The following is a 25127-nucleotide window of genomic DNA, read 5'->3' on the forward strand; positions in this document are numbered from 1 at the left end:
AAGGTTGAAGTAGAGCTTGAAAGTGCCGGGCCCCCTATTTTGGAGGCGCCACAGCGGCAAACTCAACCAGCGCACACAGGAACCGTGAGGCCCGGACGAAAGGTTCCCGGGATACTCTGAGATGAGACAGTTAAAATGAGACAGTTGTACCCGGCACAAGTGTCTCTGTTCCCTGAGATGAGACAGTTTCACCCGGCACAAGTGTCTCGCTCCGGGGCGAGGCGGCGCGCAAAAGCGTGACATGCCCCCGACATCGCTGCCACGGCTGGACGCGCGGAGCGAGAGCCGCCTAATCGATGCTCAGATCGATCTCGGGCACGCGTGCAAGGTCCGCAAGGGTGACCCCGTCCACATACGCCTCGATCGCCTCGTCGAGCCCGGTCCAAAACTTGACGGTGGAGCAGAGATCGGCTCGATGGCACGCCCCCTCGAGCCCTTCGCAGGCAACGGGGGCCGTGGTGCCCTCGGCAGCACGCAGGATATCGCCGGCGCGAATCTCGTCCGCCGGGCGCGCGAGCGCATAGCCGCCGCCCTTGCCGCGCACGCTCGTGAGGAGCCCCGCATGCATGAGCGGGCGCACGAGCTGCTCCAGGTACTTCAGCGAGATGTCCTCGCGATCGGCCACCTCGCGCAGGGCGATCTTGCCCTCGGCATCACCGAACGCCGCGATGTAGATCATGAGGCGGAGAGCGTACCGCCCCTTGGAAGAAATGAGCATGCCGCCTCCTTCGAAACAATGAGACAAACGTGCCGGGGCAAATTGTCTCACCCTGCCATCCCGTGACACCGGAAGACCCGGAGCCGGGGCCCGCCCAGGCCTCGTACCCCGCTCATCCCGCGTGAAACATAATCACCCGGTATTTCACCCAGTGTTTTTGCTTCACCGGCCTTGAGCTCCGAAATCCTAGTGGATTAGTGGGAATTAACCTTGACTTCGAGCGCAATCATTTTATCGTTAATCCGAGATAATTCCTAGGATTAACATCCGAGTTCACAGCAAGGAGAAACCATGTCCCAGACCCCGCTCCTCTCCATCCAGGGGCTTGCCGCCGCCGTGGACGAGAAGACCATTCTCCACGGCATCGACCTTACCATTCCCGCTGGCGAGACCCATGTGCTCATGGGCCCCAACGGTGCCGGCAAGTCCACCCTCGGCCACGTGATCATGGGCGACCCCGCCTACACGCAGACCGCCGGCACCATCGCCTTCGATGGTGAGGACATGACCGAGCTCAGCCCGGACAAGCGCTCCCGCGCCGGCGTCTTCCTCTCCTTCCAGGCACCGGTCGAGATTCCCGGCGTGCCGCTCTCGAGCTTCCTGCGCGCCACCATCGCCGACCGCCCCGGCCTGGAGATGCGCGGCAAGGAGTTCCGCCGCCGCATGAAGGAGCTCTGCGCGGAGCTCGACATGCCGCCCGCCTACCTCAACCGCGAACTGGGCGTGGGCTTCTCCGGTGGTGAGAAGAAAAAGGTCGAGATGCTCCAGCTGCTGCTCCTGCAACCCAAGCTCGCCATCTTGGACGAGACCGATTCGGGCCTCGACGTGGACGCGCTCGGCGTGGTGAGCCGCGGCATGGAGCTCTACCGCAAGAGCTGTGACGGAACGCTCCTCATCATCACGCATAACACGCGCATCCTCGAGCACCTCGACGTCGACCGCGTGCACGTGATGGTGAACGGGCGCGTGGTGCATGAGGGCGACGCTTCGCTCATCGACTGGATCGACGAGCACGGCTTCGAGCGCTTCGAGCAGGAGGCAGCGGGCGACAGCTCCGACGCCGAGCTCTCCCCGGCCGACCTCTCCGCGGTCATCGAGCGCTAGGAGGCGGCCGTGGCAAAGCAACGCACCGAGGTCGCGGACATCGACCGCACCCTCTACGACATCGTTGATAGCGAGGAAGGCTTCGAGCGCCTGGACAGTGGCCTCACGCCGGATATCGTGCGCGAGATCTCCGATCGCAAGGACGAGCCCGAGTGGATGCTCGACTTCCGCCTGAAGTCGCTCGAGACCTACCACAGGATGCCCAACCCCACCTGGGGCCCCAGCATCGCCGGCCTCGACATGGACCACATCGTCACCTACGTGAAGCCCAACACCGACCAGCAGGCAACGTGGGACGAGGTGCCCGACGACATCAAGAACACCTTCGAGCGCCTGGGCATCCCCGAGGCCGAGCGCAGCTACCTGGCCGGCGTGGGCGCGCAGTACGACTCCGAGCTCGTGTACCACAACATGCAGGACACGGCCTCGAAGATGGGCATCGTCTACTCCGGCATCGAAGAGGCGCTCCACGAACCCAAGTGGGAGGCGCTCATCCGCGAAAAGTTCATGACGCTCATCCCGCCCACGGACCACAAGTTCGCCGCGCTCCACGGCGCGGTGTGGAGCGGCGGCTCGTTCGTCTACGTGCCCGCCGGCGTGAAGCTGGACTTTCCCCTCCAGAGCTACTTCCGTCTGAACGCCAAGGGCGCGGGCCAGTTCGAGCACACGCTCATCATCGTGGAGGACGACGCCGACCTGCACTTCATCGAGGGCTGCTCGGCGCCGAAGTACAACGTGGCCAACCTGCACGCGGGCGCCGTGGAGCTCTTCGTGGGCAAGCGTGCGCACCTGCGGTACTCGACCATCGAGAACTGGTCGAAGAACATGTACAACCTGAACACCAAGCGCGCCCGCGTGGACGACGAGGGCGAGATCGAGTGGATCAGCGGCAGCTTCGGCAGCCATGTGGGCTACCTCTACCCCATGAGCGTGCTGAACGGCCGCAGGAGCCGCTCGAGCTTCACGGGCATCACCTTCGCCGGCGCGGGGCAAAACCTCGACACCGGCTGCAAGGTGGTGCTGAACGCGCCCGAGACGAGCGCGACCGTTGAGACCAAGGGCATCTCCAAGGGCGGCGGCATCCAGACCTTCCGCAGCTCCGTGGTGGTAACGGAGCGAGCCGAGAACTCCGCCGTGAGCGTGAGCTGCCAGTCGCTCATGCTCGACGACCAGAGCCGCTCGGACACCATCCCCGCCATGGACATCCGCGCCAAACACGTGGACGTGGGCCACGAGGCCACCATCGGACGCATCGGCGACGACAAGGTGTTCTACCTCATGAGCCGTGGCATCTCCGAGGAGGAGGCGCGCGCGATGATCGTGAACGGCTTCGCTGAGCCGGTGGCCAAGGAGCTGCCGCTCGAGTACGCCGTCGAGATGAACAACCTCATCAAGCTGGAAATGGAAGGGGCGATCGGCTAGATGGATTCCCTGACGATTAAGCACGCCAACGCCATGCCCGCCCCCACCTGGGGCTGGCTGCGCATGAACGATACGCAAATCGAGATTCCGATGAGCCTGGCACCCGGAGGCTCGATGGAAGTTGACGCAGAAGACCGCCTGTTCGACCACGCCATGAGCTTCGAGGGCGCGGTGGCCGAACTGCAGGCGCGCCTCGACGCGGCACGCGCGACGGCGGACGAAGACAGCACGGGCGATGACCGTGCCTGCGTGCGCGCTGCACTGGCCGAGAATGCTGCCCGCAACGTCGCGGCAGGCGGCGCAGCCGAGATGACCGGCACGGCTGGGACGGCTGAAAGCGGCTCCGCCAGCGCTCCCACGTCCAATCTCGAGCTCCCCGCGCTCTCGCGCTACCAGAAGCGCGCCTCGCTGGAGGAGGCCGCGCTCGACGTTGCCACCGCCTTCGAGACCGGCATCGGCGCAGACGCTCGCGCCTATCTGAACTTCCTCGCCCGCGAGACCATGGTGCTCGCGGCAGCGAAAGACACCCAGGAGCGGGCAACCATCCGCGTTGAGGCCGAGGCTGGCGAGGCTGCGGCAGGGAGCATCGACGTCGTTGCCGCACCGGGCTCCACCTTCGACCTCGTCATCGCACTCGACGCGACGGCCGCCATGGGCGCCGACGACGCCGCCGCGGCGCTTGCCGGCACCACGCTCCGCGTCTTCGCCGGCTCGCATGCCCGTGTGAACGTGACCGTCTATGCCCTGGGTACTCCCGCTGCCAAGCTGCTGGACGACGAGGGCTACGTCCTCGACGAGGGCGCGCGCGTGAACGTGCGCCACGTGGTGCTCGGCGGAGAGCTCACCGTCACCGGCCTTGCCGCCGACGTGCGCGGTGACACCGCTCGCCTGGATATCGACACCCGCTACCTCGCTTCCGGCTCTGAGCAGCGCGACTTCAACTACGTCGTTCGCCAGCGCGGACGCAAGACGGTGAGCAACATGAACGCCAACGGCGTGCTCACCGGAACCAGCAAGAAGGTACTGCGCGGCACCATCGACCTCGTGCACGGCTGCAAGGGCAGCGAGGGCTCCGAGCAGGAGACCGTCCTTCTGGCGAGCGAGGGCGTGGACAACAAGACCGTGCCCACGATTCTCTGCGATGAAGACGACGTCGCAGGCAACCATGGCGCCACGATCGGGCACGTTCGCCCCGAGCAGCTCTTCTACCTTAAGAGCCGCGGCGTGTCCGCGGAGGCCGCCGAGGCGCTGTTCATCCGCGCCAAGCTCGAGGACGCCGCGCTCACAGCACCCGACGAGCGCATTCGCGCCTCCGTCCTTCGCCTGGGCGAGGCCCTCATCCCCGGCTTTACCGACGACATCGACGCACCCAAGGAGGATGCCGCATGATTGACACCGAGTCCGTAGCCTGCGAGTCCTGCACCGCGCCCGCACCGGGCGTGCTGGATGCCTCCGACGCCGCTTCGCGCGCCTGGCCGCGCATCGACATCGAGACCAACCCCTTCAAGGCAGCGTTCCCGCTATTCACCCAGCATCCGGACATCGCCTTTTTGGACAGCGCCGCCACCGCGCAGCGACCCGCCTGCGTGCTGGAGGCGCAGAAGCATTTCTACGAGACCATGAACGCCAACCCGCTGCGCGGACTGTACTCGCTTTCGGTGGAGGCGACCGAGGCCATCGCCAAGGTGCGCGCGCAGATCGCGGGCCTCATCGGCGCCGTTGACGAGGCGGGCAAGCCGCGCGCAAACGAGGTCGTTTTCACGCGCAACACGAGCGAGTCGCTGAACATCGTGGCGAGCTCCTTCGCGCCCACGGTCCTCGAACCGGGCGACGAAGTAGCCATCACCATCATGGAGCACCACTCTAACCTCATCCCGTGGCAGCAGGCATGCCGCACGGCGGGTGCCAAGCTCGTCTACCTCTACCCCACCAAAACCGGTGAGCTCACCGACGCCGAGATTGCCGAGAAGATCGGCCCGCGCACGAAAATCGTGGCGTGCACGCAGGTGTCGAATGTGCTCGGCTGCCGCGTGCCGGTCGAGAAACTCGCCGCTGCCGTGCACGCCCGTGGTGGCTACCTGGTAGTCGATGCCGCCCAGTCCGTGCCGCACATGGCGGTCGACGTGCGGGAGCTGGGCGCGGACTTCCTCGCCTTCTCCGCGCATAAGGCGCTCGGCCCCATGGGCGTAGGCGTGCTGTGGGGACGCATGGAGCTCCTGGAGGTCATGCCGCCCTTCCTCACTGGCGGCGAGATGATCGACTCCGTGACCGAGCAGGACGCCGTCTGGGCTCCCGTGCCCGAGAAGTTCGAGGCGGGCACGCAGGATGCGGCAGGCATCTACGCCACGGGCGCAGCGCTCGACTATCTGGTGAACCAGGTGGGCTATGACACCGTGCAGGCGCGCGAGCAGGCGCTCGTCCACTACGCGATGAGCCGCATGGTGGAGCTGCCCTATGTGGAAATCATCGGCTCCATCTACTGGGACCGCCACCACGGCGTCATCAGCTTCAACGTGCGCGGCGTGCATCCGCACGACGTGGCGAGCATCCTCGACATGCAGGGCGTGTGCATCAGGGCGGGCCACCATTGCGCCCAGCCGCTGCTCACCTGGCTCGGCGTCGAGAACCTCGCCTGCTGCCGCGCGAGCCTCGCGTTCTACAACGACAAGCACGACGTGGACGCCTTCATCGACGGCCTCGAAACCGTCTACCGCACCTTCAACTAGGCTGAGTCAAAATGGGACGGGGTTGTTTTGACTCAAAATGGGACGGAGCTGTTTGGAGCAGCAGCTTTTCAGCCCCGCCCCGATGAGTCATTTTAACCCCGTCCCAAAATGACTCGTTCCAGCACGCACGAAAGGACCCTTCATGGGCAATATCTATACTTCGACCACCTTCATGGAGCACAATTCGCACCCGGACTACAAGTACGAGATGGATGCTCCCACCCATAGCCACGACGGCATCAACCCCAGCTGCGGAGACGAGCTAACGCTCATGCTTCGCATGGAGAACGGCGTGATCGAGGAAGCAAGCTTCACCGGCCACGGATGCGCCATCAGCCAGGCTTCGGCCGACATCATGGCCGACCTTATCACCGGCGAGACCGTAGAGGAAGCCAAGCGCCTCTCTGGGCTGTTCCTCGCGATGATTCGCGGTGAGGAGCTCTCCGAAGACGATTTCGAGGACCTCGATGAGGCCGCGCAGCTCAAGGACATCTCGCATATGCCCGCCCGCGTGAAGTGCGCCGAGCTCGCCTGGCGCACCCTCGACGGCATCCTCTCCTAACTTGCAAAATCAGGACAGAGGGGATTTTGCATTTGGCCGCTAATGGACGCGCGCGACGATGCTCCTTCCGACGCCGGTCACGCGTTCCACTTGGTTGATAGTCATGCCGTTACCGCGCAGCTGGCGAATCACGGCGTCGCGCTCGGCACGCGGCAGCTTGCGAACTTCCATCAGGTGCGCGAACCCACGCGCCCGCGCAATCTCATCTGCCACGCGAATCGCCTCCGCATCAGAGAGGTGCAGCGAGCCCTCAAAACCTGCCTCATGGAGCTCTGCGCTCTCACAGAGTTCAACAAAGCCCTGTGGGCCATCCAATACATCAAGCACGGGTTTCGTGGTGCAGAGTGGCTCCTTAGTTGCAAGTGCGCCGCCCGTGTACTCGGCATAGCTGCTCCATCGATACGTTGACGCAGCCTCAATGCCGTCCTTTTCCGGGTTGATGTGGACGTAGCGCACGGCCGCCATGAGGTATCGCTCCGATTCGATAGGCTCGCTAAAGAACCGCTGTTGAAAGACGTGGCCGACATGCCCCGTTTTATCGTTGAAATACCGAGCATAGCCCGTGAGCAGCAACTGCATAGCGTGGCTTAGCTCGTTTCGTTGATCCTCAAGAAGCATGTGAACGTGGTTGCTCATGAGGCACCACGCCCAGATGCTCATGCCGGCATCAGATGTCCGCCGAGCAAGCATGGCCAAAAAGGCCTGACGGTCCGCATCGTCATAGAAAAGGACCTGTCGCCCGTTCCCGCGAACGACCACATGGTACACGCCTGTTTCAGAACGTCGCCGAGGTGCATTTGCCATACGCACCCACCTCCCCCGATTAGAGTCCTTATTCCCCAACGAGTCGAGAAGGGACGGGACAGGCGCATGCAAAATTCCCTCTGTCCTGGTTTTGCAAGGGACAGGCGCAGGCATGCAAAAATCCCTCTGTCCTGGTTTTGCACTGGTTTTGCATGAAAAAAAGCTCCCGAAGGAGCTCGAAAATCAAGTGGTGGACCGGCAGGGGTTCGAACCCTGGACCTTGGGATTAAGAGTCCCCTGCTCTACCAGCTGAGCTACCGGTCCACATATCAAGAAACAGTGGGGTGGGTACAGGGACTCGAACCCTGGACCTCCGGGACCACAACCCGGCGCTCTAGCCAACTGGGCTACACCCACCGTGTTTCCTCGCGCCAAAGCGCTTGACTATTATTGCAGGCCTCGCCCACGGATGCAAGTACTTTCTTCAAATTATTTTGGAGCATCCGTCGCGCCGCAGCGAGCCTGCTCCAGGGCCGCATGCACTGCGGTATGATAGATGCGCCGTGTTGGGCACAAGGATCATCACCGGGAGACCGAATGGATACGAACATGAACAACCTCATCGTCAATGACGAGAAGAACAAGGTGCGCGTAGTCGACGGCGTGAGCTATGAGCGCTATGGCGTGCAGACGCACGTGCTCGACAAGAGCGATGACATCTGCGAGGTTGCCCAGCGCTACGTTGGCCCCAACTGCGAGCCCAACGACGTGATCGTGCTTTCTGAGAAGGCACTCGGCTGCACCCAGGGCCGCGCCGTCAAGCTCACGGACATCCACCCGCGCCCGCTCGCGCGCTTCCTCACCAAGTTCGTCACGAAGACCCCGGCCGGCATCGGCCTCGGCATGCCCGAGACGATGGAGATGGCCCTTCAGGAGGTCGGAACACCCCGTATCCTGCTTGCTGCGGCCGTAGGCGCCCTTGGCAAGCTCGTGGGCAAACAGGGCTGGTTCTACATGGTTGCAGGGCGTAAGGCGGCGTCTATCGATGGACCGTGCTCCTACACCATCCCTCCCTACAACGAATATGTCTCTCTAGCTCCCGCCGAACCCGCTGAATCCGCGAAGAAGATCGCCGAGGCGCTCGGCAAGAACGTCGGCGTTGCCATCATCGACCAGAACGACCTTGGTGGCGAGATCCTCGGCGCCTACAACCTCCCCTACTCCAACAAGACGCTCATCGACATCCTGCACGATAACCCCTTGGGCCAGGCCTCTCAGCGCACGCCCTTCGGCATCGTGCGCAAGGTTCAGTAGCCGAGAAACGCGCACACGGGCGCTCACACACCCCGTCGCGTTCGCTCGTCCTTGTTTCCATACGCAGCCCTGCACGCCACCGCTTGACACATCCAGGCGGTGGCGTTTTTGCTACCGCCGCTATGCGACGCGATGCAAAATTCCCTCTGTCCTATTTTTGCATGAAAAAGGCCGCCGCTCGGACGAACCCGAACGGCGGCCTTTCGTAAAATTACCTCTGTCCTAATTTCACATTAGGCGTTGAGGGCGGCGTTCACGGCCACGGCGCAGGCGACGGTCGCACCGACCATGGGGTTGTTGCCCATGCCGATGAGGCCCATCATGTCCACGTGCGCAGGCACCGAGGAGGAGCCAGCGAACTGGGCATCGGAGTGCATGCGGCCCATGGTGTCGGTCATGCCATAGGAGGCGGGGCCGGCGGCCATGTTGTCCGGGTGCAGGGTACGGCCAGTGCCGCCACCAGAAGCCACGGAGAAGTACTTCTTGCCGGCCTCGAGGCGCTCCTTCTTGTAGGTGCCCGCGACGGGGTGCTGGAAGCGCGTGGGGTTGGTGGAGTTACCGGTGATCGAGATGTCGACGTTCTCGTGCCACATGATGGCAACGCCCTCGCGGACGTCGTCGGCGCCGTAGCAGTTGACCTCGGCGCGCGGGCCATCGCTGTACGGAATGGTCTCGACGACCTTGAGCTCGCCCGTGTAGTAGTCGAACTGGGTCTTCACATAGGTGAAGCCGTTGATGCGGGCGATGATCTGGGCGGCGTCCTTGCCCAGACCGTTGAGGATGACGCGCAGGGGCTTCTTGCGAGCCTTGTTGGCGTTCATCGCGATGCCGATGGCGCCCTCGGCGGCAGCGAAGGACTCGTGGCCAGCCAGGAACGCGAAGCACTCGGTGTCGTCACCGAGGAGCATGGCGCCCAGGTTGCCGTGGCCCAGACCGACCTTGCGGTCCTCGGCAACGGAGCCGGGGACGGTGAAGGCCTGGATGCCCTCGCCGATCATGGAAGCGGCCTCGGAAGCGGTCTTGGCACCCTTCTTGATGGCAACTGCGCAGCCAAGGGTGTAGGCCCACTTGGCGTTCTCAAACGCGATGGACTGAACGCCCTCGACGATCTCGCGGGGGTTCACGCCCTTGTCGAGGCAGATCTGCTCGGCTTCCTCGAGGGAGGAGATGCCGTTCTCAGCGAGGCACGCATTGATCTTCTCGATGCGGCGCTCGTAACCTTCGAAATTCACAGCCATGGTACTTTCCCTCCCTTTCTTCTACTCGTGAACCGGGAACACGTTCTCGACGGTATGGGTCTCTTCGTCGGTGCGCGGATCGATGTACTTCGCCGCGGCCTCCCACTGGCCATAGTGGCCCATGGCGCCGGCGACGGCCTCCTCGGGGGACTTGCCGTTCTTGAGGGCATCGGTGAACTTGCCGAGGTTCAGGAACTCGAACGCGATGACTTCGTTCTTGTCGTTGAGCGCCATGCGAGTCACATAGCCCTGAGCGAGCTCGAGGTAACGAGCGCCCTTGGCCTTGGTGCCGAACATGGTGCCAACCTGGGAGCGCAGGCCCTTGCCGAGGTCGTCGAGGGAAGCGCCCACGGGCAGGCCGCCCTCGGAGAACGCGGTCTGGCTGCGGCCGTACACGATCTGGAGGAAGATCTCGCGCATGGCAACGTTGATGGCGTCGCAGACGAGGTCGGTGTTTAGGGCCTCAAGGATGGTCTTGCCGGGAAGAATCTCGGAGGCCATGGCCGCGGAATGGGTCATGCCCGAGCAGCCGAGGGTCTCAACGAGGCACTCCTCGATGATGCCGTCCTTGACGTTGAGGGTGAGCTTGCACGCACCCTGCTGCGGGGCGCACCAGCCCACACCGTGCGTGAGGCCCGAGATGTCAGAGATCTCCTTGGCCTGAACCCACTTGCCCTCCTCGGGGATGGGCGCGGGGCCGTGGTATGCGCCCTTGGCGACGGGGCACATGTTCTCCACTTCTGCTGTGTACTGCATGCCTCTCCTCTCTGTTGTGCTTGAACTCGGCTGACCATGGCGAAATGGCCAACCGAAGCTGACATGCACATCTATTTTAGCGCGTCTTGTCCAGAGTGAAATCGGCGAGCGGCGCATTTTTCTGCTGAGTTGCCCGCGCGGCAGGTTGCCCGATGGGTCAAGCGAGTGAATGAATCGGGATCACCCGGTGTTGGCGATTCGCTCAGGATGAATCGGATCCGTCCGGCGTTGGCATTTTTGGCATTTCACGGCGGCGAAGGCGCCAGACGAGATAGGTGAGCAGAACCCCCGTAGCGGCACCGCAGCAATCAAGGAGCACGTCCGTTACCTGACCAGAGCGCCCGGCCACGAAGAGCTGAATGGTCTCATCGATCGAGGGAACGAGCACCAGTGCTAGGCAGATGGCGGCGAGGCGCATGTGCTCGGCGGTGTGCTCCGGATCGAATGCATGCGCCACGAGAACGCCCAGGATGGCGTATTCAGTAAAATGAGCGGTCTTGCGCACGAGGAAGTTCGTCACCCAATCGCTTGGCAGGCGCAAGGCATCGAGCGCACCGCGCACCGCCTCTACCACCGACAGGCTCAGTGAGCCGCTGCCAGAACCAGGCACGAGCGAATTTCCCCAGATGATGAGGACCATGATGATTGCAGCGAATAGCCACGGCTTAGAGAGGCGCAAGGCCTATGCCTCCGCTTGGAGACGCGGCATGGAAGCCGTTCCGCCCTGGATCACGCGCAGGTACTCGCGGCTCGAGCGCCGCACGCTCGAGGAGGGAACCTGGCCGAGCTCCTCTTCGATGAGGCTGTTCACATGCTGGTGCATCTCATTGGCGCGACGACCCTCGGCCACGGCCGCAGCGCGGGCCGCATCTGCCGGCGCGGCTGCCGGACGCATGTGACGGCCCACATACGGAACCGCCTGGGGCTCGGCGCCCTTGCTACCGGATGTGCCCTTGGCAAGGATGTCGAGTGCAGACGCCCAGATATCCTCGCGCCCCGCATAGCCCGCAGCTGCATTATCCGTTGCAACGGCCGCGTTCCCCGTAGCCGCGACAGTGTGCGAAACGACACCGGCCGGCTGCGCGCCTGCGGATACGACCGGGTAGGCAAGCTTGCCCGCGCCTGCGGAGCGAACCGCCCGCTCGCTTGCCGTGCGAAGGCTCTCCCCATCGATTTCGTCGAGGGAGGCAAGCGCCGCGCGCTGGGCCGCCTCGGTATCGAGTTCGTCCCTATCCCCCACCGACGCTGTCTGAGACGCAGGCACTGGGCTCTCGAGCACGGTTGTCGCGCTGGGAGCGGCGGGTTGAGCCACTGCGGTGGCAGGTTGCTGGTGCATCGAGGCGACGGCACTCGCAGCCGCCCATGCCGGCGCCTTGCCGGTGTGTTGAGCCGACGATGCTGATGCATCCTGAGCCGCCTTCGTCTCGCGCTGAAGCTCCTCGAAGGCGATTTGGTAAATATCCTTGGAGGTAGCGGCGTCGCAGCTGATGGGCGAGTCCTCGGACAGCATGGAATCGATATCTGCCCAGGCATCAGCCTCAGACATGGCATCCTGGGCGCGAGCGATCACCGGAACATCCTTGGGCACACGCCGGGTGCCGAAGAAACGCTCAAGATCGTCTTGTTCGCGCTGCTCGAACGCTGTGGAGGAGAAGGAAGAGGCGCTGGGCGACGAGCCCTCGGCGTCACCCTCCTCCGTAATGGCGTGACGACGCCCCACGGCGGACACAGCAGAGAGGATGCCAACACCCGCGAGCGCGCCCATCGTGAAGGGAAGGGCGAGCGAGGTCACCGAGCTGTTCGCATCCGGAAACGGCATGGTCGCAACATAGGCGGCAACCGGAACGGCGAACACGAACCCGCAGGAAAGACCTGCGTAGACCGCACGTGAAGTTGAACCAGAAGCTGCCATGGGCACTCCTTCATCTCTCGCTAGCTCGATTGCCAGCACCTACCAGCTATGGCTCGCTTGCGAAAAAATGATGACGGGGTTGCCGGGACACGAACTGGTCCCAAAAACAACGGAAGGTGGTACGGTTCATCTGCATTTTTCCGTCGCGATAGCTACTCGCTATTATGCGAGAACCTCCCATAGAATGCAAGGGAAGCCGCCGGGGGCGTGTGCGTTTCGCGTTAACGGCAGGATTCGACCGGCAGACGCGCTCGGGCTCAACGGCAAGATGAAGAGACGCGCGGTGCAAAGGACCCATGAAGCGACAGCTGCATCCCGCAAGCACCGCTTGAGAAGCCTCGCTTTGGGGAACAAGCAAGGAAAACGCAACCTGTGGATTGGAGCCGCCATGTCTCGCATCGCCATCGTCACCGGAGCATCGTCTGGCCTCGGCCGAGAATTCGTGAAGCTCATCGATGGCGGGGCGGCCGGCTCGATTGACGAGATCTGGGCCATAGCCCGCCGCGCCGACCGTCTCGACGCCCTCGTGCGCACCTGCAAAACCGCCGTGCGGCCCTTCTGCCTCGACCTCACCGACCCCGTTTCGTACGACGTGGTCGAGGCCTCGCTCGCCGAGGCGCCCGGCACGCAGGTGGCCCTGCTCATCAACAACGCGGGCGCGGGCACCTTCGGCCCGTTCGCCAAGCTATCGCGCGACGAGGTCGCCGACCAGGTCAACCTGCTCATGCGCGCGCCGGTGGAACTCACCTACCGTGCGCTTCCCTCTATGGGGCGCGGGGCGCGCATCATCAACGTGGCGAGCGTGGCTGCGTTCATCCCCCAGCCCGACCTTACGCTCTACAGTTCGGCCAAGCGCTTCATGCTCGACTTCACGCGCGCCCTCGATGCCGAGCTCGGCCCGGTCGACATCCACGCGACGGCGGTCTGCCCCAAGTACATGCGGACCGAATTCTTCAACGAACCAGGCGACGTGCGCGCCATGCAGCAGATGAGTATCGTCGGCTACGAACGGGTAACGGATGTTGCGCGCTCGGCACTCGCCGCGGCGCGCGCAGGCAAGAGCCTCTGCATTCCCTCGATCGACATGAAGGCGCTCTACGCGCTCACCCGCGTTCTCCCCTACAAGGCAGTCATCGCCGCGGAGCGCGCACTCGGCGTCATCTAGCGCCCAACCCCAGAGTGATAAAACGAACCCGGTTCGTTTTATCACTTCCGCGAAAATGAGAAAATGAACCGGGTTCGTTTTATCAGATTGGGTAGCAACACGCCCGTGCCGGCCACCCTAGTGCCACATGCCCTTGCGCTTGAAGATCCACGCCGCGATAAGGCAGGCGACAGCAGCCAACAGCGTCGGAAACGCCCAGTTATCGAGCAGCGGCACGCCCTCGAAAGGCAGGCCTACATTCATGCCGTAGAAGCCGAACACGATGTTGGGGATGGCCATCACGATCGTGATGACCGAGAGCACCTTCATCACGATGTTCAGATTGTTGGAGATGATGCTCGCAAACGCATCCATCGTCCCCGACAGTGTGTTGGAATAGATGTTGCACATCTCGATTGCCTGATGGATCTCGACGAGCACGTCTTCGAGTAGGTCCTGGTCGTCCTCGTACAGCGGGATGATGCGCCCGTGCATGATCTTGTTGAGCGTCACCTCGTCCGATTTGAGCGAAGTCGAGAAATAGACGAGCGACTTCTCGAGGTCGAGCATCTGGATGAGCTCCTCGTTCCGCACCGAAGCGTGAAGCTTCTCTTCCGTGGCAGACGAAAGGCGGTCGATGCGCCGCAGGTAAACGAGGTAGAGCTGGCTAATGCGCAGAAGGATCTGCAGCAGGAAGCGCGTGCGGAACCGCGTGTCGACGCCGCGCACGCGGCCGGCGGCCATGTCGCGCGTGATGGGGTTGTCGTAAAGGCCCAGGGTCACGAACAGGCTCTTCTCCGGGATGAACACCATCGAGAGGGGCATCGTGTCGTATTGGCGCGCATCGGGAGCTCCCTCTTCACCCGGAGCGACCGGGTAGTCGACGATGACGAAGGTCTGGTTCACGTCTTCGTCGTAATCGATGCGCGAGGTCTCCTCGTCGTCGAGGGCCGAGCGAATGAACTCCGGCAGCACGCCGAGCTCCTCCTCCAACCAGGTGCGTTCTTCTGGCGTGGGGGCGATCGCATTGACCCAGCAGCCCGATTCGGGCGCCTCGATTCTTTCGATGGAACCGGCCGTTGCCGTCTTGTAGCACTCGATCATCGCATACCGCCTTTCACACGTAGGTGGATTGGGGTGGGGCTGCTCCGCCGAATAGCAATGCGCGGCAAGCCCTCGGTGCACGATACCTCATGACGAGGCGCCCGCAGCGCGAAAGCTGCAGACGCCTCGCAAAAACTTGAAAACCCTTACCCCCGCTTTACCACCCGAACATGATAAAACGAACCGGGTTCGTTTTATCACTTTTAGAACTCGCCGTGGTCCTGGGCGCGCTTGGCAGAGCGGATGAGGAACTCCTCGTTCGTGTTCGTCTGCTTAAGGCCCTTGATGAAGGCTGAGGCGCAGCGCTCGGTGTTGGACATGTTGGCAAGCACGCGGCGGATGCCCCACACGAAGGGCCGCATCTGCGGATCGATGAGCAGGTCCTCGTTGCGCGTACCCGAAGCGACCGGGTCGATGGCCGGGAAGATGCGGCGGTCGGCAAGATCGCGATCGAGCTTGAGCTCCATATTGCCCGTGCCCTTGAACTCCTCGAAGATCACCTCGTCCATCTTGGAGCCGGTGTCGATGAGGGCGGAGGCGAGAATGGTGAGCGAGCCGCCGTTCTCGATGTTCCGTGCAGCGCCCAAGAAGCGCTTGGGCGGGTAGAGCGCCGCGGAATCGACGCCGCCCGAGAGAATGCGGCCCGAAGCCGGCGCTGCCAGATTGTAAGCGCGTGCGAGACGTGTGATGGAGTCGAGCACCACCACGACGTCTCCGCCCATCTCCACGATGCGCTTGGCTCGCTCGATCACGAGCTCGGATACGCGGGTGTGGTTGTCGGCGGGCATATCGAAGGTAGAGGCCACCACATCGCCCTTGATGGAGCGCTGCATATCGGTAACTTCCTCGGGGCGCTCGTCCACCAAAAGGCAGATCAGGTGCACCTCGGGATTGTTCGCCGCGATAGATTGGCAGATCTTCTTCAGGATGGTGGTCTTGCCCGCCTTGGGCGGCGAGACGATGAGGCCGCGCTGGCCCTTGCCGATGGGGCTCACGATGTCGATGGCGCGACCGGTGATGGAATCCTTACCATGCTCCATCTTGAGCTGCTCATTGGGGTAGATGGGCGTAAGGTCGCTGAACTTAGGGCGCTTGCGCGCTTCCTCGGGATCGAGCCCGTTCACCGACTTGATCTTCGACAGGCCGGGGAACTTGTCGCCGGGGCGCGAGGGGCGAAGCGTTCCCTCGATAAGGTCGCCGGCGCGCAGGCGGGCAGCTCGGATGAGGTTCGCCGGAACGAATGCGTCGTCGCGGCTGGGCATGTAGCCGTGGGCGCGGATATGGCCGAAGCCCTCGTGCGAGATATCGAGAATGCCGGTAATCTCGCGGAAGCCTTCTGCACGGGCATTGGCCACGTAGACTTCCTCAACAAGTTCGGCCTTCTTCTTGCCCGTGATGTCGAGATCCAGCTCGCGCGCTTTCTCGCGGAGCTCGGCGACCTTCATGGCCGCAAGGTCTTCGCGCGAGAGGCTTGGCTCGACGGGCGCGTTGCGGTTATTGCGTGCTTTGCGATTCTGCTGACGGTTGCGTCGATCGTTGCGCTGGTCGTTTCGCTGGTCAGCGGCGCGGTCGTTTCGCTGGGCGTGCGTGCGATGCGCGCCTTGGTCGCGCTTTCCACGCGCTGCCTTGCCCTCCTCGGCGGCATCCGGAGCATCGGCACTTTGGGGCGCGCGCTCATCCGCGGCCGCCTCGCGGGCATCGGCAGCCTGCGCCTCGGGGCCGGCAGAGGGAGCTTCCCCAGACGAGGCGGCGTCCTGAGCTGCTCCAGCGGCCTCGGCCGCGGCCTCGTCAGACGCGGTCCGGCGCTTTCGCGGCGCACGCTTCGCACCGTCGGCTGCAGCGCGGCGGGCACGGCCGGGGCGATGGTCTTCCACGGGTGCCGTACCCTCAGTGGTATCGGGGGTTGCGGGAGCTTCCGCCCGCTCGTCCCCCGCGGCAGAAGCCGCCTGCGCCGCCGCAAGCGCTGCGGCTGCGGCGCGTTCCGCCTCGACATAGGCCTTGGGCTTCCGGCCGCGGCGATGCGGGCGAAGCGCCGGGTCGACGGCAGGGGCCGCAGACACGGCGGCGTCATCTGCAGCGGGGACCGTCGCTGCATCTGCAGCAGCCTTGTCTGCGTCACCGGCGGCCTTCTTGGTCCTCTTCGAGGTGCTGCGCGGCTTGGCAGAAGCCTTTGCGGGCTCGCTCGCCTGCGCGGCATCGCCCGGAAGCGCCACCTCGCCAGAGGCAGCCGTAGCAGCATCGGCCGCATCCGCCGCCTTCTTGGTGCGGTGCGTCCGCGTGGCCTTAGCGGGGGCCGTCAGCGCTTCCTCCGCGCGAGCGGCGGCGCGGCGCTGCTTGCGAACGATCGACGCCTGCGAGATCTGCGCCAGGGCGCGCGCCTGCGCGACCTCGGCCGTCACTTCACCGGCCGCCGCCTTCGATGCGCTCGGCGCGTCAGGCTCGCTCGAAGCGGATGCCGGCGCCTTCTTAGCGGCAGGCTTGGCCTCCTCTGCCTTCTTCGTCGTACGACGGGCACGGGTGGTGCGGCGCGGCTTCTCCTGCGCCTCGGAAGCTCCTGTGCCGGAGCCGGTGGTGGTGTTCGTATCCTCTGCCACTATGCCTGTTCAACCTTCTTCCAGTCTTCCAAAAACGATGCAAGGCCGCGGTCGGTGAGCGGATGCTTGACGGCCTTCTTCAACGCGGCGAACGGAACCGTCGCGATATCGCAGCCCATGAGGGCGGCTTGGGTGATGTGATTCGGCGTGCGAATCGAGGCACCGATGATCTCGACCTCGTGGCCGAAATCATAGTTGTGGATGGCGGCGCACACGTTCGAAAGCTGCTCGACGCCATCCTCGGCGATGTCGTCAAAGCGCCCAACGAAAGGCGAGATGTAGCGTGCACCCGCACGGGCGGCGAGCAATGCCTGGGGAACGGTGAACACGAGCGTCATATTCACCGAGATGCCCTCCTGCGCCAGCGCATGCGTCGCTGCCAGGGCCTCCGTGCACACCGGAAGCTTGGCGACGATATTCGGAGCGATGCGCGCGAACCGGCGACCGTCCTCAATCATACCCTCCGTGGTATCGGCACAAGACTCAGCCGAGACCGGCAGGCCGTCGCACACGGCGCAGATGGCGCGCATGTGGTCCTCATACCCAGCAAGCGTACCTCCCGTCTTGGCGTACAGCGACGGATTCGTGGTAACGCCCGAGATGACGCCCCAGCTCACCGCCTCGCGAATCTCCTCGAGATTCGCGGTGTCGAGGAAGAATTTCATCTTCGACCTCCTAGTCTTGGCATTATGACCCCAGCTCGCAGCGACAATGCGGCCTGGCAGTCTACCCGAGCCGATATTCCTGGCAACCGATATGCCTGCGAAACATGCGAAAAGCAAATGACATGCGTATATGGCTATGATTTTGAACGGATATATGCTGCTTATGCGTTCGGCATGGTTGCAGTGTATCACAGGTGAGCAGCGTTGGTGAACGCGAGCAGACGATGTTTGAAGTCTTGAGAAACAGTCGCTTTTCGTGGAAACGGCTAGTCCGGCTACGCGCCGAGCAGCAACCGCTGGTACGCCCGGACGCCGCGCAGCAGCACGCGCTCATCAAAGTTGAAGGTATCGGCATGGAGCGGGATACCCGTTCCCGTTCCCAGCAGGAAGAACACACCCGGCAGGGAGCGCTGATAAAACGCGAAGTCTTCGGCTATGAGGAGCGGCTCGGGCACGCGCTCGAGCTCCGGTAGCGCCTGCGCGGCCTCCCCGAAAAGCGTCCCGTCGTTCACCACGGGCGGATACCCCTCCGAAAAGTGGAGGTCGAAGGTGCACCCCTCTTCATCGGCAGCAGTCTGCGCCAGCGCACGGACCTCGTCCTGCGCGCGAGCGAACATATCGTCCGAGAACACCCGGAGGCTGCCCTCCACGCGCGCCTGCCCGGCAACGGCGTTTCGCACCGTACCTGCCGTCATATGGCCAAAGCGCAGCAGGAACGGCTCGTCCTGCTCCAGTTTTCGCGAAAGCCATTTCGATCCCACCACGAATCGCGCCGCGGCCCCCAGGGCGTCCCGACCATCCTTCCACTTCGCGATATGGCTCGACACGCCGTGGAACGTGATGGTCGTCTCACTCGAGCGCGCGAGCAGCGGGCCAGGCCGCGACGCGAGGCTGCCCGCGGGCAAATCGGGCCAAAGATGCATGCCAAAGATGCGCGTAACGCGATAGCGCTCGAAAACGCCGCTCTCGCACACGCGCTTCGCGCCGCCCGTGGTCTCCTCCGCCGGCTGGAACACGAAGAGAACGTTCCGGGGAAGCTGCTCGGCCTTAGTGGTGCCGCCTGCGCCCCGCACCACGCGATCGACCCACGTGGCCGCCGCAAGCGCCATGGCCATGTGGCCATCGTGACCGCAGGCATGCATGCGACCGGGGTGCTCGCTCGAGAATGCCGCTCCGCTCGCCTCGTCGATGGGAAGCGCATCCATATCCGCCCGGATCGCCACCGTCTCGGCGCGACCGAGGTCGAAAAACGCGCATACCGCCCCCTTGCACGGCTCGAGGACATCGCACGAAAGCCCGCTGAGCACGCTGCGCACGTAGGCGATGGTCTGAGGCAGGTCATCGTCAAGTTCGGGAATGCGATGAAGGTCGCGGCGGTAGCGCGTGAGCTCGACGAGGAGCTCCTGGCCCTCGACGGAGCTGAAGAGGCCCTCGCCATCGGTGGCGGAGGCGTTCAAAGGCGGGCACGCGTGCGGCATGGCGATCACTCCCTACATAACGACCACGACATTGTAGCGTCTTGTAAACGCGCGCGAGGCGGTGGCTCGCCTGTGGCCACGTAGCGCACCACGTGTAACCAACCGGAAACCTAACGACAAAACGAGCGAAACGGGCCGGCTTCGCGCAGGCCTATGGTACAGTTGACGCACTTGATAGAGGCGCGGGCGAGATTGAGCGCGGGCGAGCCGGCAGGCAGCGACCCCGCAGCAAGGCGGACCCGCCGAACACGGCAACCGGGCGCGGGCGCCGTGTGGGCTTGCGGGGAACACTCGCAAGACTGTCTGCAAGCATGCAGGAGCGCTATCAGCCAAGGAGTTTGCCATGAAGCGAACGTTTGTCACGAAGGACCAGCTGGTCGACATCGCCGGCCGCTACCCTACCCCATTCCACCTCTACGACGAGGCGGGAATTCGCGCCAACATGGAAGCCGTGCGCGAAGCCTTTTCCTGGAACCCCGGCTTCCGCGAGTATTTCGCCGTCAAGGCCAATCCCAACCCCGCGCTCATCTCGATCCTGCGAGAATACGGCTGTGGATGCGACTGCTCGAGCTCGACGGAGCTCATGATCGCCCGCGCCCTCGATGTGCCCGGCCCGGAAATCATGTTCTCGTCGAACGACACGCCCGCTGCGGATTTTCGCCTTGCACGCGAGCTCGGCGCCATCGTGAACTTTGACGACATAAGCCATATCCCGTTTTTTGAACGCGTCGCGGGCCCCATTCCCGAAACCGTGAGCTGCCGATTCAACCCCGGCGGACTCTTCCGTCTTGCCAACGACATCATGGACAACCCGGGAGATTCGAAATACGGCATGACCGAGGAGCAGCTTTTCGAAGCATTTCGGATGCTTCGCGAACGCGGTGCCAAGACCTTCGGCATCCACGCCTTCCTCGCCTCGAACACCGTCACGAACGACTACTACCCCGCGCTCGCGCGCATTCTCTTCGAGCTTGCCGTGCGCCTGCAGCGCGAGACGGGGGCGCACGTTGGGTTCGTGAACCTCTCCGGCGGCGTGGGCATCCCCTACCGGCCCGATGAGCCCGCCAACGACATCCGCACCATCGGCGAGGGCGTGCGACGCGCCTTCGAGGAGATTCTCGTGCCGGCGGGCATGGGGGACGTCGCCATCTACACCGAGATGGGACGCTTCATGCTCGGACCGTACGGCTGCGTGGTCACGCGCGCCATCCACGAGAAGCGCATCTACAAAGACTATATCGGCGTCGACGCCTGCTCTGCCGACCTTATGCGCCCCGCGATGTACGGCGCATACCATCACATCACCGTGATGGGGCAGGCAGACGGCCCGGACAAATCGCAGGAGGCGGCCACGCGCACCTACGACGTCACGGGAGGGCTCTGCGAGAACAACGACAAGTTCTCCATCGACCGTAAGCTCCCCGAGATCGAAATCGGCGACCTGCTTATCATCCACGACACCGGCGCGCACGGGCACTCGATGGGCTACAACTACAACGGTCGCCTTCGCTCGGCAGAAGTGCTGCTCCGCACCGATGGGTCGACGGAGCTTATCCGCCGGGCAGAAACCCCCGCCGATTACTTCGCCACGCTCGACGTGCTACCCCAAGGACGCGCGTTGCTCGAACGCGTCGCCATTCACGAGACAGATGAGACAGATTAACCCGGTACAACTGTCTCATACTCGAGCACGTCACCATGCATGAGACAGATTAACCCGGCACAACTGTCTCATATCAACAGGAAGGAGCAACGATGGACGTGCGGCATCTTGAAGGGTCGATCGTCGCGCTCGCAACGCCATTCAACGACGACGGAAGCGTCGACTTCGAAGCGCTCGACCGCCTCATCGAGTTCCAGATCGAAAACGGCACCGACGGCATCCTCACACTCGGCACCACCGGCGAGAGCTCCACGATGTCGCATGAAGAGGACAACGAGGTCTGCCGCTTCGTGGTCGAGCACGTTGGCGGCCGCGTGCCGGTCATCGCAGGCTCGGGCTCCAACAGCACCGAGACCATGCTGGAAAAGAGCCTCGCCTACCAGAAGCTCGGCGCGGATGGACTGCTTATCATCACGCCGTACTACAACAAGGCGAACGAAGAGGGCATCTATCGCCACCTCGCGACCGTCGCAGACGGAGTCGACATCCCCTGCATCCTCTACAACATCCCCGGGCGCTGCGGATGCTCCATCTCGGCCGCGAACATGGAGCGGCTTGCTCAGCACCCCAACATCATGGGCGTGAAAGAAGCGAGCGCAAACGTCGCATTTGCCGCGAGCATCGCGCATCTCATTGGGCCCGAGTTCCGCATGTTCTCGGGCGAGGACGGCATCGCGGTACCGCTCATGTCGCTCGGCGCGAGCGGCGTCATCTCGGTCTGGGCGAATGTGCAGCCCGCGCTCGTGCATGAAATGTGCCGCGCCTACCTGGACGGCGACACCCAGCGCGCACGCGAGATTCAAATTGCCGGGCAGCCGCTCGTGCACGCGCTCTTCAGCGAGGTCAACCCCATCCCCGTCAAGGAGGCGCTCGCCCAGATGGGGCTCATCAAGGCGAACTACCGCCTGCCGCTCTGCCCGATGTCGGAGGGTGCGCGCAGCGGGCTTACCCAAGCTATGAAGGAGGCTGGTCTTCTTGCTTAGCATCGTTATCTGCGGCACGGGCCGCATGGGAACCCTCATCGACCGCACCGCCCGCGAAATGCGCGACGGCACGGGCGAACCGCTGTTCGAGGTGGTGGCGCAGATTGGCTTTGAGGTGAAAGAGCTTGAGACCGCCCCTGCTGCGGAGATCATCATCGATTTCTCGAACGTAGCCGCACTCGACGCTGTCGCCGGCTACGTGCGCAGGACCGGCACCGCCCTGGTAAGCGGAACCACGGGCTATTCGGATGAGCAGCTTGAGGTCTTGCGCGAACTGGGCAGCACCGCCCCCGTCGTGTGGTCGGGCAACTACTCCATCGGCATCGCGGCGCTCAGGCACCTTGTAGCCCAGGCGACGCGCGAACTCCCTGGTTTCGACATCGAGATCGTGGAGACGCACCACAACCAGAAGGCCGATGCGCCAAGCGGTACGGCAACGATGCTGCTTGACGAGGTGCGCGCAACAAAGGCTGAGTTGGGTGCCGGCAGCGTGAAGCCCGTGTACGGACGCGAAGGCCTCTGCGGTGCGCGCGATACGCAGGAAGTAGGCGTTCACGCCCTGCGCGGCGGCACGGTTGCGGGCGTGCACACGGTATCGTTCTTCGGGCCGAGCGAGGAGGTTTCGCTTACGCATCGCGCCGAAAGCAGGGAGATCTTCGTGAACGGGGCGCTCGCGGCAGCGCAGAAGCTCGTCGTTCGCGACAAGGGGTTCTATACCTTCGACGAGGTGATGTTCGGGTAAAGGTAACAGATGGGGGTTCCGGCCCCGTCGCCTGCTCGAGCAGTCCTGGCTCGCGCGAAGGCGCCACCGGTGCCTTCGGCTCGTGCGGAACTCGCATTCGACGGGCCGGAACCCCTCAGCAACGGCCACCCGATTACCTCGTGCAGATGCAAACACACTCGGAAGCTGCTGCTTCTGAGCCGCGCTCGCTAACAGAGAATTCAAGCAGAAAGGGTTATTGATGGGTGAAAACGTCACGAACATGAATGCTCAGGAAATCATCGACTTCATCGCTTCGGCTCCTAAGAAGACGCCGGTGAAGGCATACATTCGGGAAAAGCCGGGAGCGACGATCGAGTGGGGATCGTTGCGCGTGTATGGCTCTCCGGAAGGGCGCGTGGTCTTTGGCGATTGGTCTGAAGTCTCTGCCCTGCTGGAAGCCAACGCCGATGCGATCGAGCACTTCGACATCGAGAACGACTGCCGCAACTCCGCTGTTCCGCTTTTGGACCTCAAGGGCGTGAACGCGCGCATCGAGCCCGGCGCGATCATCCGCGACCGCGTCTCCATCGGCGACAACGCAGTCATCATGATGGGCGCGATCGTGAACATCGGCGCCGTCATCGGCGAGGGCACCATGATCGATATGGGCGCCGTCCTGGGCGGGCGCGCCACGGTAGGAAAGAACTGCCATATCGGCGCCGGGACCGTGCTCGCCGGCGTTGTTGAACCCGCAAGCGCCACGCCCGTCATCATCGAAGACAACGTGATGATCGGTGCGAACGCCGTGGTGCTCGAGGGCGTCCGCGTAGCCGAGCGCGCCGTGGTTGCCGCCGGCGCCGTGGTCGTTGAGGACGTTCCAGCCGGCGCTGTAGTTGCCGGCGTTCCCGCGCGCGTCATCAAGCAACGCGATGACAAGACCGACAGCAAAACCGGCCTCGAGGAGGGGCTGCGTCAGCTCTAGGGTGAGCATGCAAAAAAATGAGCAGGTGCGGAGAGGCCGACCGCGCTCCAGCCAGGCTGGAATGCGCCGCCGGCCTCTTCCACGCCTTTTCCCGTTCTCGCGCAAGTTCGAGGCTCGAACCTTCCCGCCGCGTGGATTCATGCGACAATAGAGGCTCTTTGCGCGGGCCGCTTACGCCCGCGCAGACCATCACCATCGGAAGGCCTCGTCCATGTTCAAAATCAACCACGCGATCCTGCACGTCATCGACCTCGACTCTGCAGTCAACGTGTTTTCCCAGCAAGAGCTTGAGCTCGAGACGCGCTCGACGCGCAATTTCGTGGCCAAGCACTTGCGCCGCGCCCGTACCGCCGACGACAACCGCCGCGGCACCTTTGCGGAAGAGAGCGCATTCGCCACGGAACTCAAGCGCTACTTCTTCGGCGAACGCGACTTCATCGACCTCTCGCTGCAAATCGCCGAGTTTCTTGGCGGCGAGCTCGCCCGCGCCGATAAGCCGGAATCCACCGACATTCTCGTTGCGGATTTCGAAGACGAAGACGACGTCCGGTGGTTTGCCATCCTGCTCATGACGAGCCGCATGGCATTCATGCACGAGGTCGCCGATCAAAATGGCTCAGTGCGCAACGACATCGCCCGGCATTACGCCATCCTACCCAACCCGTCACAGAAGATCTCGTCTTACGCGCTCGTGCGCGCGAGCACGCTTGAGGTGCTTTACCAGGACAAGAAGCGCAGCATCGCAGGCCAAGACACCATGCTCATCCCCGACGGCCTGCTCCAATGCGAGGCAGGCGTGTCCACCAAAGAGATCATCGACACCGTAACGCGCGTGGTCGCCGAGGTGGCCGAGGAGCACGGCGCGAACACGAGCGTGGCGCTCGCCATGGCGAAAGCGGCGATGGTCGAGCATGTGGAGGAGGACGAGGAACTTCCACCTTGGGATATCGTGGACGAGGCCTTTGAAGACGAGCCCGTGCTGCGCGACCGCGTGAAGGAAGCGCTCGAGGAAGAGCACCTGCCCGAGCGCGTTCCCGTCGAGCGTTCGCAGGTGCAGCGTGCCGCCGTTCGCAACCAGAAGATTCGCACCGATACGGGCATCGAGATCTCTTTTCCCGTTGAGATGGGAAAGAACCCCGAGTACATCACGTTCAAGAACGAGCCGAACGGCCTCATCTCGATCGAGCTGAGAAACATCGGAGCCATTGAGAGCCGATAGCTCCCCTAACCAAAAGTGAGACAGTTGTGGGGGGGGGGGGTGGGGGGGGTGGGGGGGGGAAGCCAAATGGAACCGCCCCCCACACAGAACCAACTG

Annotated in this window: 22 protein-coding genes, 2 tRNA genes and 1 riboswitch; of the genes, 12 read left to right on the plus strand and 12 right to left on the minus strand. The window is 63.5% G+C overall.

What is annotated here, in order from left to right:
* Window positions 1-289: 289 nt before the first annotated feature.
* The gene (locus tag GJE22_RS04290) at window positions 290-718 is read right to left on the minus strand and encodes an RrF2 family transcriptional regulator (protein WP_019128114.1); all 429 of its coding nucleotides are present in this window, start codon (window positions 716-718) and stop codon (window positions 290-292) included.
* 291 nt (window positions 719-1009) lie between these two features.
* Between GJE22_RS04290 and sufC the strand changes: the two genes are divergently transcribed.
* The 5 genes from sufC to sufU all read left to right on the plus strand — a co-directional run bounded on the left by sufC (window position 1010) and on the right by sufU (window position 6532).
* On the plus strand, window positions 1010-1822 hold the full coding sequence (sufC, locus tag GJE22_RS04295) for a Fe-S cluster assembly ATPase SufC (RefSeq protein WP_144688078.1): 813 nt from the start codon (window positions 1010-1012) through the stop codon (window positions 1820-1822).
* Between the two features lie 9 nt (window positions 1823-1831).
* Window positions 1832-3244, plus strand: coding sequence for a Fe-S cluster assembly protein SufB (sufB, locus tag GJE22_RS04300; RefSeq protein ID WP_144688077.1), 1413 nt, complete (start codon window positions 1832-1834; stop codon window positions 3242-3244).
* On the plus strand, window positions 3245-4633 hold the full coding sequence (locus GJE22_RS04305; protein WP_144688076.1) for a SufB/SufD family protein: 1389 nt from the start codon (window positions 3245-3247) through the stop codon (window positions 4631-4633). It begins immediately after the preceding gene.
* Window positions 4630-5970 carry an aminotransferase class V-fold PLP-dependent enzyme gene (locus GJE22_RS04310; protein WP_144688075.1) on the plus strand — a complete coding sequence of 447 codons (1341 nt, stop codon included), beginning with the start codon at window positions 4630-4632 and terminating at the stop codon, window positions 5968-5970. The genes GJE22_RS04305 and GJE22_RS04310 overlap by 4 nt, the downstream gene beginning before the upstream one ends.
* A gap of 142 nt (window positions 5971-6112) precedes the next feature.
* On the plus strand, window positions 6113-6532 hold the full coding sequence (sufU, locus tag GJE22_RS04315) for a Fe-S cluster assembly sulfur transfer protein SufU (protein ID WP_144688074.1): 420 nt from the start codon (window positions 6113-6115) through the stop codon (window positions 6530-6532).
* Window positions 6533-6571: 39 nt separating this feature from the next.
* Here the strand turns inward: sufU and GJE22_RS04320 are convergent, their stop codons facing one another.
* The 3 genes from GJE22_RS04320 to GJE22_RS04330 form a co-directional block, all read right to left on the minus strand.
* On the minus strand, window positions 6572-7336 hold the full coding sequence (locus GJE22_RS04320; protein WP_144688073.1) for a transposase: 765 nt from the start codon (window positions 7334-7336) through the stop codon (window positions 6572-6574).
* A gap of 188 nt (window positions 7337-7524) precedes the next feature.
* Window positions 7525-7600 (minus strand) — tRNA-Lys (locus tag GJE22_RS04325).
* 16 nt (window positions 7601-7616) lie between these two features.
* A tRNA-His gene (locus GJE22_RS04330) sits at window positions 7617-7693 on the minus strand.
* Between the two features lie 180 nt (window positions 7694-7873).
* On the opposite strand from GJE22_RS04330, the gene GJE22_RS04335 reads away from it, so the two are divergent.
* Window positions 7874-8590, plus strand: coding sequence for a coenzyme F420-0:L-glutamate ligase (locus GJE22_RS04335; RefSeq protein WP_218957888.1), 717 nt, complete (start codon window positions 7874-7876; stop codon window positions 8588-8590).
* 233 nt (window positions 8591-8823) lie between these two features.
* Here GJE22_RS04335 and GJE22_RS04340 read toward each other — a convergent pair whose 3' ends face one another.
* The 4 genes from GJE22_RS04340 to GJE22_RS10065 all read right to left on the minus strand — a co-directional run bounded on the left by GJE22_RS04340 (window position 8824) and on the right by GJE22_RS10065 (window position 12496).
* On the minus strand, window positions 8824-9828 hold the full coding sequence (locus GJE22_RS04340; RefSeq protein ID WP_019128106.1) for a GGGtGRT protein: 1005 nt from the start codon (window positions 9826-9828) through the stop codon (window positions 8824-8826).
* Between the two features lie 21 nt (window positions 9829-9849).
* Window positions 9850-10584, minus strand: a complete 735-nt coding sequence (locus tag GJE22_RS04345; RefSeq protein WP_019128105.1) for an iron-sulfur cluster assembly scaffold protein — start codon at window positions 10582-10584, stop codon at window positions 9850-9852.
* 202 nt (window positions 10585-10786) lie between these two features.
* Entirely contained in the window at window positions 10787-11263 is a 477-nt protein-coding gene (locus GJE22_RS04350; RefSeq protein ID WP_235895799.1) for a VanZ family protein, read from the minus strand.
* Window positions 11264-11266: 3 nt separating this feature from the next.
* Window positions 11267-12496 (minus strand): hypothetical protein, encoded by a 1230-nt coding sequence (locus tag GJE22_RS10065; RefSeq protein ID WP_235895798.1) that lies wholly within the window; start codon window positions 12494-12496, stop codon window positions 11267-11269.
* A gap of 388 nt (window positions 12497-12884) precedes the next feature.
* Between GJE22_RS10065 and GJE22_RS04355 the strand changes: the two genes are divergently transcribed.
* Entirely contained in the window at window positions 12885-13661 is a 777-nt protein-coding gene (locus GJE22_RS04355) for an SDR family NAD(P)-dependent oxidoreductase (protein ID WP_144688072.1), read from the plus strand.
* A 117-nt stretch (window positions 13662-13778) separates the two neighbouring features.
* Here the strand turns inward: GJE22_RS04355 and GJE22_RS04360 are convergent, their stop codons facing one another.
* The 4 genes from GJE22_RS04360 to GJE22_RS04375 all read right to left on the minus strand — a co-directional run bounded on the left by GJE22_RS04360 (window position 13779) and on the right by GJE22_RS04375 (window position 19481).
* On the minus strand, window positions 13779-14744 hold the full coding sequence (locus GJE22_RS04360; protein ID WP_144688071.1) for a magnesium transporter CorA family protein: 966 nt from the start codon (window positions 14742-14744) through the stop codon (window positions 13779-13781).
* A 203-nt stretch (window positions 14745-14947) separates the two neighbouring features.
* Entirely contained in the window at window positions 14948-17338 is a 2391-nt protein-coding gene (gene rho / locus GJE22_RS04365; RefSeq protein ID WP_235895797.1) for a transcription termination factor Rho, read from the minus strand.
* Window positions 17338-18003, minus strand: a complete 666-nt coding sequence (locus GJE22_RS04370; RefSeq protein ID WP_144688069.1) for a transaldolase family protein — start codon at window positions 18001-18003, stop codon at window positions 17338-17340. Before GJE22_RS04370 ends, rho begins: the two co-directional genes overlap by 1 nt.
* Window positions 18004-18278: 275 nt before the next feature.
* Complete coding sequence (locus GJE22_RS04375) at window positions 18279-19481, minus strand: amidohydrolase (protein WP_144688068.1); 1203 nt, start codon at window positions 19479-19481, stop codon at window positions 18279-18281.
* A gap of 167 nt (window positions 19482-19648) precedes the next feature.
* Window positions 19649-19814: riboswitch (Lysine riboswitch) on the plus strand.
* A 10-nt stretch (window positions 19815-19824) separates the two neighbouring features.
* On the opposite strand from GJE22_RS04375, the gene GJE22_RS04380 reads away from it, so the two are divergent.
* From GJE22_RS04380 to GJE22_RS04400, 5 genes are all read left to right on the plus strand, one after another.
* Window positions 19825-21144, plus strand: a complete 1320-nt coding sequence (locus tag GJE22_RS04380; RefSeq protein ID WP_144688067.1) for a diaminopimelate decarboxylase family protein — start codon at window positions 19825-19827, stop codon at window positions 21142-21144.
* Window positions 21145-21236: 92 nt separating this feature from the next.
* The gene (dapA, locus tag GJE22_RS04385) at window positions 21237-22127 is read left to right on the plus strand and encodes a 4-hydroxy-tetrahydrodipicolinate synthase (RefSeq protein ID WP_144688066.1); all 891 of its coding nucleotides are present in this window, start codon (window positions 21237-21239) and stop codon (window positions 22125-22127) included.
* The gene (gene dapB, locus GJE22_RS04390; RefSeq protein ID WP_144688065.1) at window positions 22120-22869 is read left to right on the plus strand and encodes a 4-hydroxy-tetrahydrodipicolinate reductase; all 750 of its coding nucleotides are present in this window, start codon (window positions 22120-22122) and stop codon (window positions 22867-22869) included. Before dapA ends, dapB begins: the two co-directional genes overlap by 8 nt.
* Window positions 22870-23089: 220 nt before the next feature.
* Window positions 23090-23812, plus strand: a complete 723-nt coding sequence (gene dapD / locus GJE22_RS04395; protein ID WP_235895796.1) for a 2,3,4,5-tetrahydropyridine-2,6-dicarboxylate N-acetyltransferase — start codon at window positions 23090-23092, stop codon at window positions 23810-23812.
* Window positions 23813-24023: 211 nt separating this feature from the next.
* On the plus strand, window positions 24024-25031 hold the full coding sequence (locus tag GJE22_RS04400) for a nucleoid-associated protein (protein WP_144688064.1): 1008 nt from the start codon (window positions 24024-24026) through the stop codon (window positions 25029-25031).
* Window positions 25032-25127: the final 96 nt, after the last annotated feature.

The organism is Enorma shizhengliae, assembly GCF_009676995.1.
Classification (GTDB): Bacteria; Actinomycetota; Coriobacteriia; order Coriobacteriales; family Coriobacteriaceae; genus Enorma; species Enorma massiliensis.

Excerpts from the sequence above, each read along its gene's own strand:
- GJE22_RS04290 (WP_019128114.1), bottom strand. The coding sequence starts at position 718 with ATGCTCATTTCTTCCAAGGGGCGGTACGCTCTCCGCCTCATGATCTAC.
- sufC (WP_144688078.1), top strand. The coding sequence starts at position 1,010 with ATGTCCCAGACCCCGCTCCTCTCCATCCAGGGGCTTGCCGCCGCCGTG.
- GJE22_RS04305 (WP_144688076.1), top strand. The coding sequence starts at position 3,245 with ATGGATTCCCTGACGATTAAGCACGCCAACGCCATGCCCGCCCCCACC.
- GJE22_RS04310 (WP_144688075.1), top strand. The coding sequence starts at position 4,630 with ATGATTGACACCGAGTCCGTAGCCTGCGAGTCCTGCACCGCGCCCGCA.
- sufU (WP_144688074.1), top strand. The coding sequence starts at position 6,113 with ATGGGCAATATCTATACTTCGACCACCTTCATGGAGCACAATTCGCAC.
- GJE22_RS04320 (WP_144688073.1), bottom strand. The coding sequence starts at position 7,336 with ATGGCAAATGCACCTCGGCGACGTTCTGAAACAGGCGTGTACCATGTG.
- GJE22_RS04335 (WP_218957888.1), top strand. The coding sequence starts at position 7,874 with ATGGATACGAACATGAACAACCTCATCGTCAATGACGAGAAGAACAAG.
- GJE22_RS04340 (WP_019128106.1), bottom strand. The coding sequence starts at position 9,828 with ATGGCTGTGAATTTCGAAGGTTACGAGCGCCGCATCGAGAAGATCAAT.
- GJE22_RS04345 (WP_019128105.1), bottom strand. The coding sequence starts at position 10,584 with ATGCAGTACACAGCAGAAGTGGAGAACATGTGCCCCGTCGCCAAGGGC.
- GJE22_RS10065 (WP_235895798.1), bottom strand. The coding sequence starts at position 12,496 with ATGGCAGCTTCTGGTTCAACTTCACGTGCGGTCTACGCAGGTCTTTCC.
- GJE22_RS04355 (WP_144688072.1), top strand. The coding sequence starts at position 12,885 with ATGTCTCGCATCGCCATCGTCACCGGAGCATCGTCTGGCCTCGGCCGA.
- GJE22_RS04360 (WP_144688071.1), bottom strand. The coding sequence starts at position 14,744 with ATGATCGAGTGCTACAAGACGGCAACGGCCGGTTCCATCGAAAGAATC.
- GJE22_RS04370 (WP_144688069.1), bottom strand. The coding sequence starts at position 18,003 with ATGAAATTCTTCCTCGACACCGCGAATCTCGAGGAGATTCGCGAGGCG.
- GJE22_RS04375 (WP_144688068.1), bottom strand. The coding sequence starts at position 19,481 with ATGCCGCACGCGTGCCCGCCTTTGAACGCCTCCGCCACCGATGGCGAG.
- GJE22_RS04380 (WP_144688067.1), top strand. The coding sequence starts at position 19,825 with ATGAAGCGAACGTTTGTCACGAAGGACCAGCTGGTCGACATCGCCGGC.
- dapA (WP_144688066.1), top strand. The coding sequence starts at position 21,237 with ATGGACGTGCGGCATCTTGAAGGGTCGATCGTCGCGCTCGCAACGCCA.
- dapD (WP_235895796.1), top strand. The coding sequence starts at position 23,090 with ATGGGTGAAAACGTCACGAACATGAATGCTCAGGAAATCATCGACTTC.
- GJE22_RS04400 (WP_144688064.1), top strand. The coding sequence starts at position 24,024 with ATGTTCAAAATCAACCACGCGATCCTGCACGTCATCGACCTCGACTCT.